The sequence below is a fragment of the Burkholderia cepacia genome (genome assembly GCF_001718835.1).
Classification (GTDB): domain Bacteria; phylum Pseudomonadota; class Gammaproteobacteria; order Burkholderiales; family Burkholderiaceae; genus Burkholderia; species Burkholderia cepacia_F.
On the sequence record NZ_CP013444.1, the window covers coordinates 2,961,965 to 2,977,414 of the forward strand.

The 15,450-nt window shown below is 68.3% G+C and carries 13 protein-coding genes and 1 pseudogene; 5 read left to right on the forward strand and 9 right to left on the reverse strand.

What is annotated here, in order from left to right; all coding sequences use genetic code 11:
- The first annotated feature begins 24 nt into the window (after window positions 1-24).
- Entirely contained in the window at window positions 25-564 is a 540-nt protein-coding gene (locus WT26_RS32985) for a GNAT family N-acetyltransferase (RefSeq protein WP_069274894.1), read from the forward strand.
- Between the two features lie 40 nt (window positions 565-604).
- Window positions 605-1,216, forward strand: coding sequence for an alpha/beta fold hydrolase (locus tag WT26_RS32990; RefSeq protein ID WP_069274895.1), 612 nt, complete (start codon window positions 605-607; stop codon window positions 1,214-1,216).
- Window positions 1,217-1,234: 18 nt separating this feature from the next.
- On the opposite strand, the gene WT26_RS32995 is transcribed toward WT26_RS32990, so the two are convergent.
- Both WT26_RS32995 and WT26_RS33000 read right to left on the reverse strand, forming a co-directional pair.
- Window positions 1,235-2,560 (reverse strand): ATP-binding protein, encoded by a 1,326-nt coding sequence (locus WT26_RS32995; RefSeq protein WP_069274896.1) that lies wholly within the window; start codon window positions 2,558-2,560, stop codon window positions 1,235-1,237.
- Window positions 2,557-3,297, reverse strand: a complete 741-nt coding sequence (locus WT26_RS33000) for a response regulator (protein WP_021161177.1) — start codon at window positions 3,295-3,297, stop codon at window positions 2,557-2,559. Before WT26_RS33000 ends, WT26_RS32995 begins: the two co-directional genes overlap by 4 nt.
- Before the next feature lie 240 nt (window positions 3,298-3,537).
- Between WT26_RS33000 and WT26_RS33005 the strand changes: the two genes are divergently transcribed.
- Window positions 3,538-4,137, forward strand: coding sequence for a thioredoxin family protein (locus WT26_RS33005; protein ID WP_069274897.1), 600 nt, complete (start codon window positions 3,538-3,540; stop codon window positions 4,135-4,137).
- 151 nt (window positions 4,138-4,288) lie between these two features.
- On the opposite strand, the gene WT26_RS33010 is transcribed toward WT26_RS33005, so the two are convergent.
- From WT26_RS33010 to WT26_RS33020, 3 genes are all read right to left on the reverse strand, one after another.
- Complete coding sequence (locus WT26_RS33010) at window positions 4,289-4,744, reverse strand: hypothetical protein (RefSeq protein ID WP_069271678.1); 456 nt, start codon at window positions 4,742-4,744, stop codon at window positions 4,289-4,291.
- Window positions 4,745-4,905: 161 nt separating this feature from the next.
- Window positions 4,906-5,541 (reverse strand): hypothetical protein, encoded by a 636-nt coding sequence (locus WT26_RS33015; protein ID WP_059957962.1) that lies wholly within the window; start codon window positions 5,539-5,541, stop codon window positions 4,906-4,908.
- Window positions 5,542-5,679: 138 nt separating this feature from the next.
- Window positions 5,680-6,318, reverse strand: coding sequence for an FMN-binding negative transcriptional regulator (locus tag WT26_RS33020; protein WP_069274898.1), 639 nt, complete (start codon window positions 6,316-6,318; stop codon window positions 5,680-5,682).
- 123 nt (window positions 6,319-6,441) lie between these two features.
- Here WT26_RS33020 and WT26_RS33025 point away from each other — a divergent pair, with 123 nt between their 5' ends.
- Both WT26_RS33025 and WT26_RS33030 read left to right on the forward strand, forming a co-directional pair.
- Window positions 6,442-7,971 carry a PLP-dependent aminotransferase family protein gene (locus WT26_RS33025; protein ID WP_069274899.1) on the forward strand — a complete coding sequence of 510 codons (1,530 nt, stop codon included), beginning with the start codon at window positions 6,442-6,444 and terminating at the stop codon, window positions 7,969-7,971.
- Window positions 7,972-8,178: 207 nt separating this feature from the next.
- Window positions 8,179-10,398, forward strand: coding sequence for a penicillin-binding protein 1A (locus WT26_RS33030; RefSeq protein WP_069274900.1), 2,220 nt, complete (start codon window positions 8,179-8,181; stop codon window positions 10,396-10,398).
- Between the two features lie 7 nt (window positions 10,399-10,405).
- Here the strand turns inward: WT26_RS33030 and WT26_RS33035 are convergent, their stop codons facing one another.
- The 4 genes and pseudogenes from WT26_RS33035 to WT26_RS33045 form a co-directional block, all read right to left on the reverse strand.
- A complete protein-coding gene (locus WT26_RS33035) occupies window positions 10,406-12,298 on the reverse strand; it encodes a WG repeat-containing protein (protein ID WP_069274901.1) in 1,893 nt (630 codons plus the stop codon).
- A 71-nt stretch (window positions 12,299-12,369) separates the two neighbouring features.
- Window positions 12,370-12,591: pseudogene (locus WT26_RS38970) on the reverse strand (porin); the annotation flags it as partial.
- 10 nt (window positions 12,592-12,601) lie between these two features.
- The gene (locus WT26_RS33040; protein ID WP_420480946.1) at window positions 12,602-13,633 is read right to left on the reverse strand and encodes a hypothetical protein; all 1,032 of its coding nucleotides are present in this window, start codon (window positions 13,631-13,633) and stop codon (window positions 12,602-12,604) included.
- 205 nt (window positions 13,634-13,838) lie between these two features.
- Window positions 13,839-15,260 carry an MFS transporter gene (locus tag WT26_RS33045; protein WP_069274903.1) on the reverse strand — a complete coding sequence of 474 codons (1,422 nt, stop codon included), beginning with the start codon at window positions 15,258-15,260 and terminating at the stop codon, window positions 13,839-13,841.
- Between the last annotated feature and the right edge of the window lie 190 nt (window positions 15,261-15,450).

Sequence of the window (15,450 nt, forward strand, 5' to 3'; positions counted from 1 at the left end):
CGGGCTTTCACAGGTTCCTCAAAAATGAAAATCGATGCGCCGCCCCGATCGCCCTGTCCGGGCCTGTCGCTCCGCCAGCTCGAACGCGCCGACCTCGACGCGTGGTACGCGTACCTGACGAACCCCGATGTCTTCCGCCACACGAGCTGGAACCTGCGCTCGCCCGACGATCTGCTGCCGCTGTTCGACGGCTTCGAATCGCCGGACCCGGAGTCGATCCGGCGCCTCGCGATCGTCGACGACAACGCCGGCGGCGCGCTCGCCGGGACGATCGGCCTGCATTCCGTCTCCACCGTGAACCGCTCGGCGGAGATCGCATACGATCTCGCGCCGTCGCACTGGGGGCGCGGGGTCGCGAGCGCGGCATGCTCGGCCGTCACTGAATGGGCGTTCGCCGAGTACGGCTTCGTGCGAATCCAGGGCGTCGTCCTCGCGACCAACGCGCGCTCGGCGCGCGTGCTGCAAAAGTGCGGCTACCGCTACGAAGGGCTGTTGCGCGCGTACAAGATGGTGCGCGGCACGCCGGGCGATTTCGCGATGTACGCGCGCCTCGCGACCGACTGACGCGCATATCAAGCCTTCAATCACGAGAAATCAGACCGACATGCCAATTCCATCGCAACTGCTCTTCCTGCCCGGCGCATCGGGCAGCACCGCCTTCTGGCAACCGCTGATCGACAACCTGACCCACCCCGCCGAGCGGCGCGTCGTCGCCTATCCCGGCTTCGGCGACGAGCCCGCCGATCCGGACGTCCGCGACTTCGACGGCCTCGTGCGGCGCGTGCTGCGGCACATCGACCGGCCGACCGCCGTGATCGCGCAATCGATGGGCGGCGTGATCGCGATGCGCGCGGCGCTCGACAAGCCCGGCTTGGTCACGCACCTCGTGCTGACGGTCACGTCCGGCGGGCTCGACATGGAAGGGCTCGGTGCGCAGGACTGGCGCACCGGATTCGTCGCGGCGAATCCGCACCTGCCCGACTGGTTCGTATCGTTTCGCGCCGACCTGTCGGCGGAGCTGGGCCGGGTCGCGCAGCCGACGCTGCTGCTGTGGGGCGACGACGATCCGCTCAGCCCCGTCGCGGCCGGCCAACGGCTGCTCGAACGGCTGCCCGACGCGCAGCTGCACGTCGTGCCGGGCGGGCGGCACGATCTCGCGGCCGTGCATGCGCCGACGCTCGCGCCGCTCGTCGATGCGCATCTGCCGCGGATCTGATCCGCTGAACGGCCCGCGCTAGCCGGCGAGATTGCGCAGCGTGAGCCGCGCCTCCAGCCCGCCGCCGTCCGTCCGGTTGTTCAGCGTCAGCGTGCCGCCCATCGCGAGCGCGAGTTGCCGCGCGATCGCGAGGCCGAGCCCCGTGCCGCCCGTCTCCCGGTTGCGCGACGTCTCCACGCGCCGGAACGGCTCGAACACCGCGTCGAGCTGATCGTCCGGAATGCCGGGCCCGCGGTCGAGCACGGCGATCACCGCGCCGCCGTCGGGGGCTACCGTCACGTCGATCTCGGCCGCGCCCGCGAACTTCAGCGCGTTGTCGACGAGGTTGCCGACGATGCGGCGCAGCGCCTTCGGCCGCGTGACGAGCGCGAGCGGCGTGCGGCCGTGCAGCGCGACGTCCTGCCCCGCATCGGTGTAGTCGCACACGATGCTGTCGAGCAACGCATCGAGATCGATGCGGCGCGCGGCCTCCTCGGTGCCGTGCAGCGTCCGCGCATACGCCACGCCCTCCTTCACCAGATGCTCCATCTCGAGCAGGTCCTGGCGCAGCTTCGCGCCCTGCGTGTCGTCGTCCATCACGTCGACGCGCAAGCGCATTCGCGTAATCGGCGTCTGCAGGTCGTGCGAGATCGACGCGAGGATCTGCATGCGCTCGGCCATGTACTGCGCGATGCGGTCCTGCATCGCGTTGAACGCCCGGGCGGCGCGCGCGACTTCCGACGGCCCGCCCTCGTCCAGCCGCTCGCCCTTCAGGTCGGGGCCGAGCGCATCGGCGGCCTGCGCGAGCTGCTTGAGCGGCCGCGTCGCGAGCCGCACCGCGAGCCAGCAGCACGCGGCCAGCACCGCGAGCTGCAGCAAGAGCACGACCGGCAGCCAGCCCGACAGCGGCACCGTCGACATCGGATGGATGTCGATCGTCAGCGGCGACCCGTCGGTCAGGCGCAGATGCACCTGCAGATGTTCGCGGTCGCCGGGGATCGCGTTCGCGGTCAGCGGGTAGTCGCCGCCGATGCCGTCGGAAATCGACCGCTCGACGCGCGCCGACAGCCGCGCTTCCGGCGGCGTGCCGGTCTCGCCGGGCCCGAGGATGAACGCATAGCTGCGCCGCGCGAGGCGCGGCAGCCACGCGGCCCGCTCGGCCGGCGGCAGGTGGTCGAGCAGCGCGACCGAGCTCGCGACCTCGCGCTCGATGTAGCCCATCATCAGGTTGGTGGTCGCCTGGTCGCGCTCGGTCACCGTGAGCCAGAACGACAGCGTCTGCGCGAGCGCGAGGCCCACGCACAGGATCAGAGCGAGCCGCGCGAACAGCGAGCGCGGCCAGTGCCACGACGGGCGCGCGCTCATGGCGTACCGTCGACGGCGGTCACGGCCGACGAGAACACGTAGCCCTCGTTGCGCAGCGTCTTGATGTAGCGCGGCTCGCGCGCGCCGTCGCGCAGGCGCTGGCGCAGCCGGCTCACGAGCAGGTCGATCGACCGGTCGAACGGGTCGGACTGCCGCCCCTGCGTGAGATTGAGCAACTGGTCGCGCGTCAGCACGCGCTGCGGATTGTCGAGGAACACGCGCAGCAGCCGGTATTCGGCACCGCTCAGCGCGACCAGCGTGCCGTCGGTGTCGAGCAGATGGCGCCCGGTCGTGTCGAGACGCCATTCGCCGAACGCGAGCATCGCGGCCGTTTCCGTCACCTGCATGCCGGGCGGCAGCATGCGTGCGCGCCGCAGCACCGAGCGGATCCGCGCGAGCAGTTCGCGCACCGCGAACGGCTTGGCGAGGTAGTCGTCGGCGCCCATCTCGAGGCCGATGATGCGGTCGGTTTCCTCGCCGCGTGCGGTCAGCATCAGCACCGGCACCGTACGGAACTTGCCCGCGCGCAGGTCGCGGCACAGCGTGAGGCCGTCCTCGCCCGGCATCATCAGGTCGAGCACGATCAGGTCGGGCGCGCCGTCGTCCAGCACGTTGCGCATCTCGCGGCCGTTCGCGGCCAGCGATACGCGCATGCCGTTCTTCTCCAGATAATCCGCGATCAGTTCGCGGATCGCGCGATCGTCGTCGACGATCAGCACGTGGTCGATCTTGTCCATGAAGGCGATCAAAGGTGCGGCGCATGCCGCGGGAATCCGGATGTTCGCTTTATACCGCAAGCCGCGCATCGGTTTGTATCCCAGTGTATCCGGCCCGGCCGCGGACACACGACATTGCAAACAGGCGGGGTGACGGACACATGCCGGATACGGCCGCACGGCCCAATACGGTCTGTCGAAACCCGAACGACCGCGGCCCGCACCGGGCCGGCCGGGGCCCCGATCCATGGAGGATTCACCATGCTCAGCCGATTCAAGACCGCCGCCGCCGTTACCGCCTTAGCCGCTGCCGCCGCATTCGCGGCGTTCGCCGAGACGCGCGGCCAGACCGTCCCGCCGATGGCGGAAGCCGGCGCGCCGGCGCCCGAGCTCGCCGGCATCGACCGCTGGCACAACAGCGCGCCGCTGACGCTCGGCCAGTTGCGCGGCAAGGTCGTGCTCGTCGATTTCTGGACGTACTCGTGCATCAACTGCATTCATACGATTCCGTACGTGAAGGAGTGGGATCGCAAGTATCGCGACCAGGGGCTCGTGGTGGTCGGCGTGCATACGCCCGAGTATCCGTTCGAGCGCGACGCGGGCAACGTCGCCGATGCGATCAGGCGCTTCGGCATCCGGTATCCGGTCGCGCAGGATAACCGCTATGACACGTGGAATGCGTACGGGAATCGCTACTGGCCGGCGCTGTATTTGATCGATGGGAATGGAAAGATCGTTTACACGCGCTTTGGTGAAGGGGGGTATGACAAGACCGAGGCCGCGATTCGCGATGCGCTCGCGCGGACGGCGAAAACGGCGCCGATGACGCAGGCCCAGCGGGACGCAGCGCGGACGCAGTAGCCGCTGTTCGCGCCGTCCGGGCTGCGCGGCGGCGGACCGCCAAGCGCATGATTTAGAACGGCGGTCCAGGCTGCTTTTTACCGCCGCAGCATGCGGCAATCGACCGGAACTGCACCCAACATTCCGGATCGATAGCCTGGGTGAGGTGCTGTCAGCGCAAAGCGAGTGGCTTATGTCCCGTCGCCTTCAACGCTGCATTGATATCGGCACGCGTATTCACGGCATGACCGTCCACGAGGCAATCCGATTGCACGGGCTTTGCGCCAGCAGCGAATCCCACGCCGTGGAGATCGGTTGCTACCCATTGCGGGCTACGCTTTTCCAGCGCGAACATCATGATCTCGGTCTGGTCATCCGTCATCTCCAAATGACCTTCCTTATCCGCCAGTGCCGCGCACATGAACGCAGCATCATGGTCTTTCACCAGATCAACGACGAAATAGTGATAGTCCTTCAGGGCCGGATCGTTGTCGTTCAGCCGGTGGACGGCTGCCAGTATGTGCGCACGGTCGGGGTCGCTCTTGTCCAGATCACGGGCATACGCCACATTGGCGAGTGCAACAGTGAAAATTGCCGTACATGCGGCGAGTTTGGATAACTTCATCATCAACAATATTCGTGGAAAAAATGAATCGAACGATATGGCAACGGTCGTCGCTTTCAGCTACCACTTGTTGTTCGCGAACATCGCGCGCAACATTCACGATGCCGGCCCGACCAATTCTATCCCGGCATGTGGTTGTGAATAGCATCCCGGGGCAGGGCACATCATCCTCTCAAACGCGATACCCCAACCGATTTATCGAACTCGCCGACACCGGCATCGTCGTACTCAGACGACGGATTTGCAATAGCATCGTCGACGCGCCAAAGGCCGTGCTCCCGCACCAGGACCAGGTCGGTTCGCCCGTTCGTCACCTGCGTATTTTTTCCCTCGGTGTAAACCTGCTTCCACAAGACTTTGACCCGCGCTTGCGCGCCGTTCTGCTGAATGATGACCGGCTTGCCCTTCACTCTCAGAACAGGCGCATGGCCTTTCAAGTAATCATCTTCCGAATCCTGGTCCGCCGTCCGAAAATCGGGCTTCAATCCGGCCCAATCCGTATCGACGCACTGCTTGTCGAACTTGCTCAAAAGCGCACTTGAAAAGACATCGCCAAAGGTTGCCTGGTAAGCCTTCTCACGAACCTTTTTATCGCTGAATTTCTTGTCGGCATAGGCGTGAGTCTTCGGATTGAGATGGCCAAACGCACAAACAATGTCGTGGTACGGAATCTTGTAAACCTTGTCAGTCAATGCGTTTATGCTCTGAACATCCGTCGCTGGGAGAGCCGGACTTTGCGAAAAGGCGGCTGCGGAATAGATGACACCCACCAGCACGATCAGATAATTCGAGCCCCTCATTCCATGTATTCCCCGAGAAGTTATTAAAATCAGCCTTCAGTTCGTTCGCCTTGCTTGGCAGCATTGACTATAGTGCACGAATCTGTCGATGGTGCGACGACATGGACATCGACCATGCACGTGCCGATCTCTCCACCCCTACCCCCGCTCCCCCCCAACCTCCCCAAGCATCGCCTCCCCAATCACCCGCTCCCCCCGCGCGACCAACGCCTCCCCCGCCCCGCGAATATCCTCCACCGCCTTGTTCTGCCCGAGCTTGCGCTTGCCGACGAGTCGCGTGATCTCGATCTGCAGCCCGACGATCGACTCCAACATCATGTCGATGTAGTCCTTCGGAGCGTCGCCCATCTTCCACGGCACCGGCTGCGACGCCTCATGCGTACGCGTCAGCCGCGCGACCACACCGCGCACGAACTTCTCGTCGTCGCGCACCGTGATGCGGCCGTGTGCATGCACGACCACGTAGTTCCACGTCGGCACCTGCCGGTGCGCCGCATGCTTGCTCGGATACCAGGTCGGCGAGATGTACGCGTCGCCCGCGCGGAAGATCGCGAGCACCTCGTCGCCGTTCGCGACCTCCTGCCAGACCGGATTCGCGCGCGAGACGTGCGCGTGCAGCTCGCCGAGCCCGCCGTCGGCGGGCAGCAGCTCGAACGGAATGTGAATCGCGTCGAGCCCGTTCCTGCCGTGCGTGATCAGGCTGCCGAACGGATGCTGCACGATCAGCGCGTGCAGCGTCTCGATGCGGGGTTCGTCGAAATGGGCAGGGACGTACATGGCGGCTCCACAGTCGGGTAAAGGTCAAGAGGCTCACGGGATCGCCCCGTGACGCCCCGATTGTGACCGCAAACTGGTTTATGCTGTAGAGCCGGTTTGGAACAATTTCAGCAGACCAGAATCATGGCAAGAACGACCCGGATCGTCGAAATCCCGTCGCTCGGCGCGCTCGACCGCGCGGCCGGCGACCTGAGCCGCCAGCTCGCGCAGGCGCTGCGCGAAGCCGTGCGCCGCGGCGACGTCCGGCCGGGCGACACGCTGCCGTCCACGCGGCTGCTCGCCACGTCGCTGCAGGTGGCCCGCGGCACCGTCGTCGATGCGTATGCGCAGCTCATCGCCGAAGGCTTTCTCGAATCGCGCGGCGGCGCGGACACACGCGTCGCGCAGGCGCTGGCCGAGCCGCCCCCGCTCGCCGCACCGGCCGCCGCAACCGAACGCGGGCGCCCGGCCCGCGCCGGCCGCACGCGCGGCCTGCCCGAGCCGGCCGCCGCCTTCGCGCGGATCGCCCGCGAATTCCGCCCGCTGCCGGCGATGCCGTTCGCGATCTCGGTGCCGATCGGCCTCACCGCGCCCGACGACATCTGGCGCCGGCTCGGCAACCGCCTGCGCGCGCGCGGCGCCGGCGCGCCGTCCGGCTATGCCGATCCGCAAGGCGCGCTGCCGCTGCGCGAAGCGATCGCCGACTACGTGCGCCGTTCGCGCTCGGTGCGCTGCGATGCCGGCCAGGTCGTGATCACGAGCGGCACGCAGCAGGGGCTGCACCTCGCGAGCCAGCTGCTGCTCGGCGCGGGCGACCGCGCCTGGGTCGAGAACCCGGCCTATCGCGGCATTACCGCGCTGCTCGAGAGCACCGGGCGGCACGACGCGATGGTGCGCGTGCCGGTCGACGCCGACGGCCTCGACGTCGACGCCGGCATCCGCCTCGCGCCCGATGCGCGCGCCGCGTTCGTCACGCCGTCGCACCAGTATCCGCTCGGCATGCCGCTCAGCATGGCGCGGCGCAATGCGCTGCTCGCGTGGGCGCGTGCACGGCACGCATGGGTGGTCGAGGACGACTACGACAGCGAGCTGCGCTACGAAGGCTATCCGTTCCCGTCGCTGCAGGGTCTCGACCCCGATCGCGTGATCTACCTCGGCACGTTCAGCAAGATCCTGTTTCCGTCGCTGCGGCTCGGCTACGTGATCGCCCCCCACGATCTCGTGCCCGCGTTCTGCGGCGCGCGCGCACTGATGGATCGCCATGTGCCGACCGCCGACCAGCACGTGCTGGCCGCGTTCATCGCGGAAGGCCATCTCGACCGCCACATCCGCCGCGTGCGCGGCGTGTATGCGGAGCAGCGCGCGCTGCTGATCGACACGCTCGGCGCGCGGCTGCCGCGTGAACGCGCGTGGGTGCAGCCGGGCGATCAGGGGATGCACGTCGTGCTGTGGCTCGCGGATCGCATCGACGATCTCGACGTGGTCGAGCGCGCCGCGCAAGCCGGCGTCGCGGTGCGCGCGGTATCGCCGATGTTCGCGCCCGGCACCGCCCGCCCGGGGCTCGTGCTGGGCTTCGGCGGGTTCGGCCGCGCGCAGATGGAAGCGGCCGCGCAACGGCTCGCGGACGTGATCGCCATGGTGGCGGCGGCGACCGCACGACCGCCGCGGCGCTGATCGCGGCAGGCGCGGCGCGCTCGCGAACCCGGCGATTCGTCAGGCAAATCGCCGGCGATCGCACGACGAGACGTTGGCGGCGGGAAACAAGTGTAATCGTCTGTAAATCCTGCAAGCGGGAGCCGGTTTTGGCCGTCGGCGCGCCGGTTCCGTTTGCTACGATCGCGCCTTTTCCGCCCGCGCCCCGCCAACGTGAATCGCCGAACCGTGTCGTTTTTCCGCGAACAGTGCGCAAGGTGGCTCGCCCGCGTCCGGCCGCCGGCAGCCGCCTGCGCTGCCGCCGTCCGCTCCGCCCTCGCCGCCGGCCTGCGCCGCGTGCGGCATCCGACACGCCGCGGCGTCGCGCTGACGCTCGCCGCGATACCGATGGTCGGCCTGCTGGCGCTGCTCGCGTTCGTGCCGTTCACGCCGAGCATCGGCGACATCCGCAAGGCCCGCATCGACCGCCCCGCGCGCGTGCTGTCGGCCGACGGCCAGCTCATTGCCGAATTCCGGCCCGTCAACCGCGAATGGGTGCCGCTCAAGCAGATCTCGCCACACATGGTCGACGCGCTGATCGCGACCGAGGACCACCGCTTCTACGCGCATCACGGCATCGACTGGCGCCGCACGCTCGCGGCCGGGCTGCATACGTTCTCGGGCAGCCGCCAGGGCGGCTCGACGATCACGCAGCAGCTCGCGCGCAACCTGTACCCGGACGAAGTCGGCCGCGCGCCGACGCTCACGCGCAAGGTGAAGGAACTGATCACCGCGTTCAAGATCGAGACGGTGTACAGCAAGGACGAGATTCTCGAGACCTACCTGAACACCGTGCCGTTCCTGTACAACGCGTACGGCGTCGAGATGGCCGCGCGTACCTACTTCGGCAAATCGGCCGACCAGCTCGACATCGTCGAAAGCGCGACGCTCGTCGGGATGCTGAAGGGCAACAGCTACTACAACCCGGTGCTCAACCCAGAGCGCGCGCTGCAGCGGCGCAACACCGTGCTCGGCCAGATGGAGAAATACGGCAAGCTGCGGCCCGACGCGTATGCCGCGCTGACCCGCCGGCCGCTGCGCGTCGATTTCGAACCGCAGGCCGCGTCGCCGGGCCTCGCGCCGCACTTCGCGGTGCAGCTGCGCAAGTGGCTGATCGCCTGGGCCGACCGCAACAACTACGACCTCTACTCGGACGGCCTCGTCGTGCGCACGACGCTCGATGCGCGCCTGCAGGACATGGCGACGCAGGCGGTCGAACGGCAGACGGACCGGCTGCAGGAAATCGCGAACGACGCGTGGCGCGGCCCGTCCGGCTGCGGGCTGCGCAACGACCTGTTCCGCGGCTTCATCCGGCAGACGCCCGACTACCGCAGCGCGCGCGATGCCGGCCTGACGGACCCGGTCGCGCTGCGCAGGCTCGGCGCGAATCGCGACTTCATGCGCGCGCTGTGCCGGAGCAAGACGCAGGTGCAGGCCGGCTTCGTCGCGATCGATCCGCGCAACGGCGCGATTCGCGCATGGGTCGGCAGCCCCGACTTCGGCAGCGAGCCGTTCGATCACGTGGTACAGGCACGGCGCCAGCCGGGTTCGACGTTCAAGCCGTTCGTCTATGGCGCCGCGTTCGCGGACGGCATGCGCCCGGGCGATACGTTCGTCGACCGCAATGTCGCGATCCCGCTCGACGCTCACGCTGTGTGGCGTCCGACCGATGCCGAGCCGCCGACCGACGCACCGATGACGCTGCGTGACGCGCTCGCGCTGTCGCGCAACCGCATCACCGCGCAGGTGATGCAGCGCGAAGGCGCGGCCAGGGTCGCGCAGCTCGCGCGCGCGATGGGCGTGCGCGAAAGCCCGCTCGACGCGGTGCCGTCACTCGCGCTCGGCACGAGCCCCGTCACGCTGAAGGAAATGGTGTCCGCCTACGGGACGATCGCGAATCGGGGCGTGTACGTCGCGCCGCAGATGATCACGCGCATCGAGGATCGCGACGGCAAGGTGCTGGCCGTGTTCGCGAGCCCGCCGCCGGAACGGGCGCTGCCCGCGAACGCGGCGCTGACGCTGGTCGACGTGATGCGCGGCGTCGTCGATCGCGGCACCGGTGCGGACATCCGCGCGCGCTACGGCATTCGCGCCGACGTGGCCGGCAAGACCGGCACGACGCAGGACAACACGGACGGCTGGTTCATCCTGATGCATCCGCAACTGGTGGCCGGCGCGTGGGTCGGCTTCGACGACGGCAGCGTGACGCTGCGCAGCGACTACTGGGGCGCGGGCGCGCACAGCGCGTTGCCGATCGTCGGGTCGTTCTACGATGCGGCACTGCGTGCGCGCGCGATCGATCCGCGTGCGCAGTTCTCGCCGGACTTCCGGCCGAGGACCTACACGCCGCCGCCGCCGAAGCGACATCCGCGTCCGGGTCTGTTCGACTGGCTCAGGCTGTTCCGGTAACGCGACGTCACCGGTGCGTGTCGGCTCGACCGTCCGCGTACAGCCATACGGGCACGCCGTCGTCGCGCAACGCGGCGACCGGTTCGCCCATGCTCCAGTTCTGCGCGACCTCGACACGACGGACGAACCACGGTTGCAGCGTCGCATCCGCTGCGTGCTGCCCTTCGTCGTCGAACAGCCCCGCATCGCCGATCCGCGTATAGCGCGCCGGATGCAGCACGGTGCCGTCCGCACGGAACACCGCCGCGCGCACGTCGTCGCCGCCTTCCGCGTATCGGCAGGCCAGCCAGCCGTGATCGGCGCCCCAGAACAGGCCCGTCACTTCGTCGTACTGACCGAGCGCGATCGTCGCGCCGGTGTCGAAGTCGCAGACCGCCAGCGACGCCGGTTCGCCCGGCATCACGCCGACCGCATGGCGCGTGAACAGCTCGGCCGGCACTTCTTCGTCGTCGGGCAGCCACTGGAGCGCGCCCGCGTTCGTGAAATCGAACGGCGTCAGCACGCGGCCCTGCCCGTCGACGATCGCGCAACGCCCGTCGTCGCGTTGCACGATGTAGCGCATCGCGCCGAGTTCGTGCAGCGTCTCCATCCGGTTTATATCCGCCAGCGGCGCCACCCGTGCATAGCGCGGCTCGATGACGACCCGGCCCGTCATGTCGACGAGGCCCGCATGACCGTCCCGCTGCGCGAGGTACGCGTTGCACTCGGCCGACCATTCGAGCGACGTCCATTCCGGCCGCGCGCGCCATTGACCGTCGCGGCCGACGAGCCCCCAGCGATCACCTTCGCATACCGCCGCGCCGTCGCGCACGAATTCCTGCGCGGCGTCGAAGCGCGGCGGAATCGCCCACGCACCGCGCGTGTCGACGAAGCCCCAGCGGCCGTCCAGGCTCGCGGACGCAATCCCCCCGTTGAATTCGCCGAAATCGTCGAGCGACGGTTCGAGCACCCACGTGCCGTCCGTGCCGACGAGCCCGAACCGCTCGCCGACGCGCACGCACGCGACGTCGCCGCTGAAATCCCACACGGCGTCGAACGCCGGTTCGCGCACGATCTGCGGGCCGTCGTCGTCGTCGAACCGTATCAGCCCGACACGGCCGTCGCGCGCGGCCCAGATCAGGCTCCAGTCGCGTGCGCCGCTGCGCCACAGGCCCGTCCATTCGGGCGGCAGGACGATCTCCCACGCGTCGCCCGCGTCGCGGCGCGCGCCCCACAACCCATTGCGCGCCCGGAAACTGTAGAGCGCATGGTAGAGATAGTCGCCGTGCACCTCGCCTTCGCCGACGAAGTCCGCGTAGGCGACGCCACGCGGCGGGTTCTGGCGCCCGAAGTAGACGTGCGACATCCCGCCGAACCCGAAATGCCACGCCCACGCGCCCCAGCCGGACGCACGCTCGATCTCCAGCGCGTCGCGCACGCCGCGCACGTCGCGGAAATCCATGCAGTTCGCGACCCGCCACCACAGGCGCGTGCACGCATCGCGCTCGGCATCGATGTAGTCGTTCGGGCCGTGCTCGTCGCACCACGACAGTTCGTCGAGATTCGCGGACAGCCGCGGTGCGCCATGCGCATCGCCGAACGCATCGATCGACTCGCCGAGGTGACGCACGACCGCATCGAACTGCCGCGCGAGCGCCGGATCGTCGCCGGGCAGCGGATACGCGACGACGAACGACGCGAGCCGGCTGAGCCGCGCATGCGCCGCGCGTGCGTCGCTGACGAGGTTCGGCGTGCCGGCGTCGCCGAACACGCGCTGATCCGTGATCGCGTCGCCCGCCCCGCCGTCGGCGAGCAGCACGCGCCACAGCAGCGGAAAGTGATTGTTGGATTCCGCGAACTCGATCGTTCGCGCGTCATCTCCCGCGCCTGCCTGGAGGTACAGCCATGCTCGATTGCCCATCGGAAAGTTCGTCCCTGTCGTTGTCGTTGGTGCGGCGGCGGACGTGCCGCGCACGCATTATAGGGAACTGGCGGGCCGTGCTCATAGCCGATGCCGAAGCCGTAAGCGTTGTTGTTCGTGAAGCCCGTCGCGCTGCTGAAGCCGTACCGCGCGGTCAGCTTCAGTCCGTAGTAGTCCGGACACGTGTATTTCACCGATTTCTGCACGCGAATGTCGTTGTCGCCGATGTTGACGCCGTTGCTCGCGATGATCACGGGACCAATGTAGTCGTGGATCGCGTCGCACCGGCGGCCGGGCCGGCGGTCAATCCGCCGTGTCGCCGCCCTTCGGCACCTTCGACCACGCCTTGCGCCCCGGCATCGGCGACCAGGCCGGGCGGGTCTTGCGCGCGCTGTCGATCACGACCAGATAACGGCCCGCGATCGGCGTGATGTCGCGCCCGGGGTGCAGCACCCAGAACGACTGGCCCGTCTCCGCGCGCGCCTGGTAATCGTCGTCGAGCAGGCCGTGGCGATCGAGGAACGTGTTCAGCGACGCGGGAATCCGCACGCAGCCCTTCGAGTGCCGGATGCCGAGCAGCGATTCGAGCCGGTCGGGATCGGTCGCATGCATCTGGAAGCGCATCGGCGACACGCCGCCCTTGCCCCAGCCGCGCTCGCCGTCCACCCAGCCGAAGTCGTAGATGCGCATGTCGCGGCGGCCGTAGCCGCGAATGCCGTTCTCGTTCGTCGTGCCTTCCGCGCGAAAATCCATGTTGTCGGGCGAGTGATGGAACACGCCGAGCGGCGTCAGGAAATGGTCGTACTTGCCCGGCAGCCCGGTGCCGACCGGCGACGCGCCGATCATCAGCCACGCGTTGGCCGGCGTGGCACGGAAGTAGATGAAGAGCGCCTGCACGTTCGGCGCGCGGTCGACCATCGCGACGTATTCGCCGGCGAGGTCGGCGAGTCCGTTGGCCGCCAGCGCCTGCTGCAGACGCTGGCCGTAGGCGCGCTGCTCGCTTGCGGGCACGTTCAGGCGCCGCGTGACTTCCTGCGTGAAGCGCTTGCGCATGTCGACCGCGCGCGCGGTCGCGCTCGCGGCGTCGGCGGGAGACAGCGGCGGATGCATGCGCGGCAATGGAATCGCCACCTCGCTGGCCGACGTGCCGGAGGCGGCGGATGATGCGCCCGATGCAGCCGACGATGGTGCAACAGTTGCCGTCGGCGACACTACGGACGCAGGCGACGCAGCGAGAGCGGGAAGTGCCGAAACCGCGGCGCATGCGCACGCGGCTAGCGAAGCGGCAAGACAGCGCGGCCACATGAATCGCCGCGTTACGCGAGGAAACTTCATACGGTCGATGCCATCGGCCGGAGCGGCCATCGCGCGTGCCGAACGAGCGCACAGTCCGCGTGAGGCCACGACGCATCGAACGCCGACGCCTCGCCGCTGCGCGCCCGGCCGCGCGCAGCGCGATCAGGCTGATGGGGGTGCGAGAGTCGTCTGACTTTTCATTCTACGCGCGTGGGAAATGCGGCGCTTGCGCGCCGCGCGGCCGCTACTTCGAGATGGTTTCGAGTGCGATGCCCTTCGTGCGCGGCCCCATGAGCCCGATCGCGGCCATCACGATCACCATCGCGCCCGCGATGAACGCGAACACGCCGAAGGTGCCGAAGCCCTTCAGCACGGCCGCGATCACGAACGACGAGAAGATCGCCGAGAAGCGGCTCCACGAATAGACGAAGCCGACGGCCCGGGCGCGGATCGACGTCGGGAACAGCTCGGCCTGATACGCGTGGAAGCTGTACGACATGATGTTGCTGGCGAGCGTGAGGCCGATGCCGAGCACGATCAGGAACGCGCCGACCGTCGTCTGGCTGAACAGCAGCCCGCAGACGACGATCGCCGCCGCCATCGCGACGATCACCGACTTGCGCTCGAAGCGGTCGGCGATCACGAGGCCGATCAGCGGGCCGACCGGAGCGGCGAGCGCGATCACGCTCGAATACATCAGGCTCGACGTGATCGTGATGCCCTGCTTGATCAGCAGCGTCGGCACCCAGTTCGCGAAGCCGTAGAAGCCGACCGTCTGGAACACGTTGAAGATCGTCATCATGATCGTGCGGTTGCGATACGGCTGCACCCACATGTCGCGGAAGCTGCCGCGCGCGTGCACCGGCTGGGCAAGCGCGGGCGGCGGCAGCGGCCGTCCGTATTCGGCTTCGACCTTCGCCTCCAGCGCGCGCATGATGCGGTCGGCTTCGTCGACCCGGCCCTGCTGCGCGAGCCAGCGCGGGCTTTCCGGCAGTTCGCGACGAATCCACCACACGAACAGCGCGCCGTGCGCGCCGATCAGCACGACCCAGCGCCAGCCATCGAGGCCGAACGGTGCGTGCGGCACGAGCAGGTACGCGAGGAACGCGACCACCGGCACCGCGACGAACCCGACCGCCTGCTCGCACGCGAATGCGCGGCCGCGGATCTGCTTCGGTACGAGCTCGGAGATGTACGTGCCGATCGTCACCATCTCGACGCCCAGGCCGAGACCGACGACGAAACGCCAGAAGTTCAGCCCGGCGGCGGTGTCCTGGAACGCCATCACGACGTTCGCGGCCGTGTACCACAGCAGCGACCACGTGAAGATCGCGCGGCGGCCGAAGCGGTCGGCGAGGAATCCGCAGGCGATCGTGCCGATGAAGAGCCCGGAAAACAGCGCGGCGATGAAGCTCGCGACGCCCGTGGTGCCGAACAGGCCGTGCGTCGTCGCGGAGAGGATCCCGCTTTTCACGAGGCCGGGCGCGACGTAGCCGCTGTAGAGCAGGTCGTAGAGCTCGAAGAAGAAGCCGAGGCTCAGCAGGACGACGAGCTTCCAGACGGTACGCGTGGGCGGCAGGCGGTCGAGGCGGGCGGAAATCGAGCCGGCGCCGAGCGTGGAGTTCGGCGTCGCGGGCGCCCGTGGGAAGGTTTCCGTTGAAGCCATCGTTTGCGCGTCTCCTGATGTTGTCTTGTCGTGTTGTGTCGTCGTCAGGCGGCCGTCGCGCGGCCGTCGTGCGAATCGGTTCCATTGTACCGGCCCCGCACATTGTGTAAATTTCGTAACCATCTGTCGGCCGGCGCGCTGCCGCGCCGCACGGCGGATCGACCGCCGCGCAACGCCGCGCAAGCGCGTC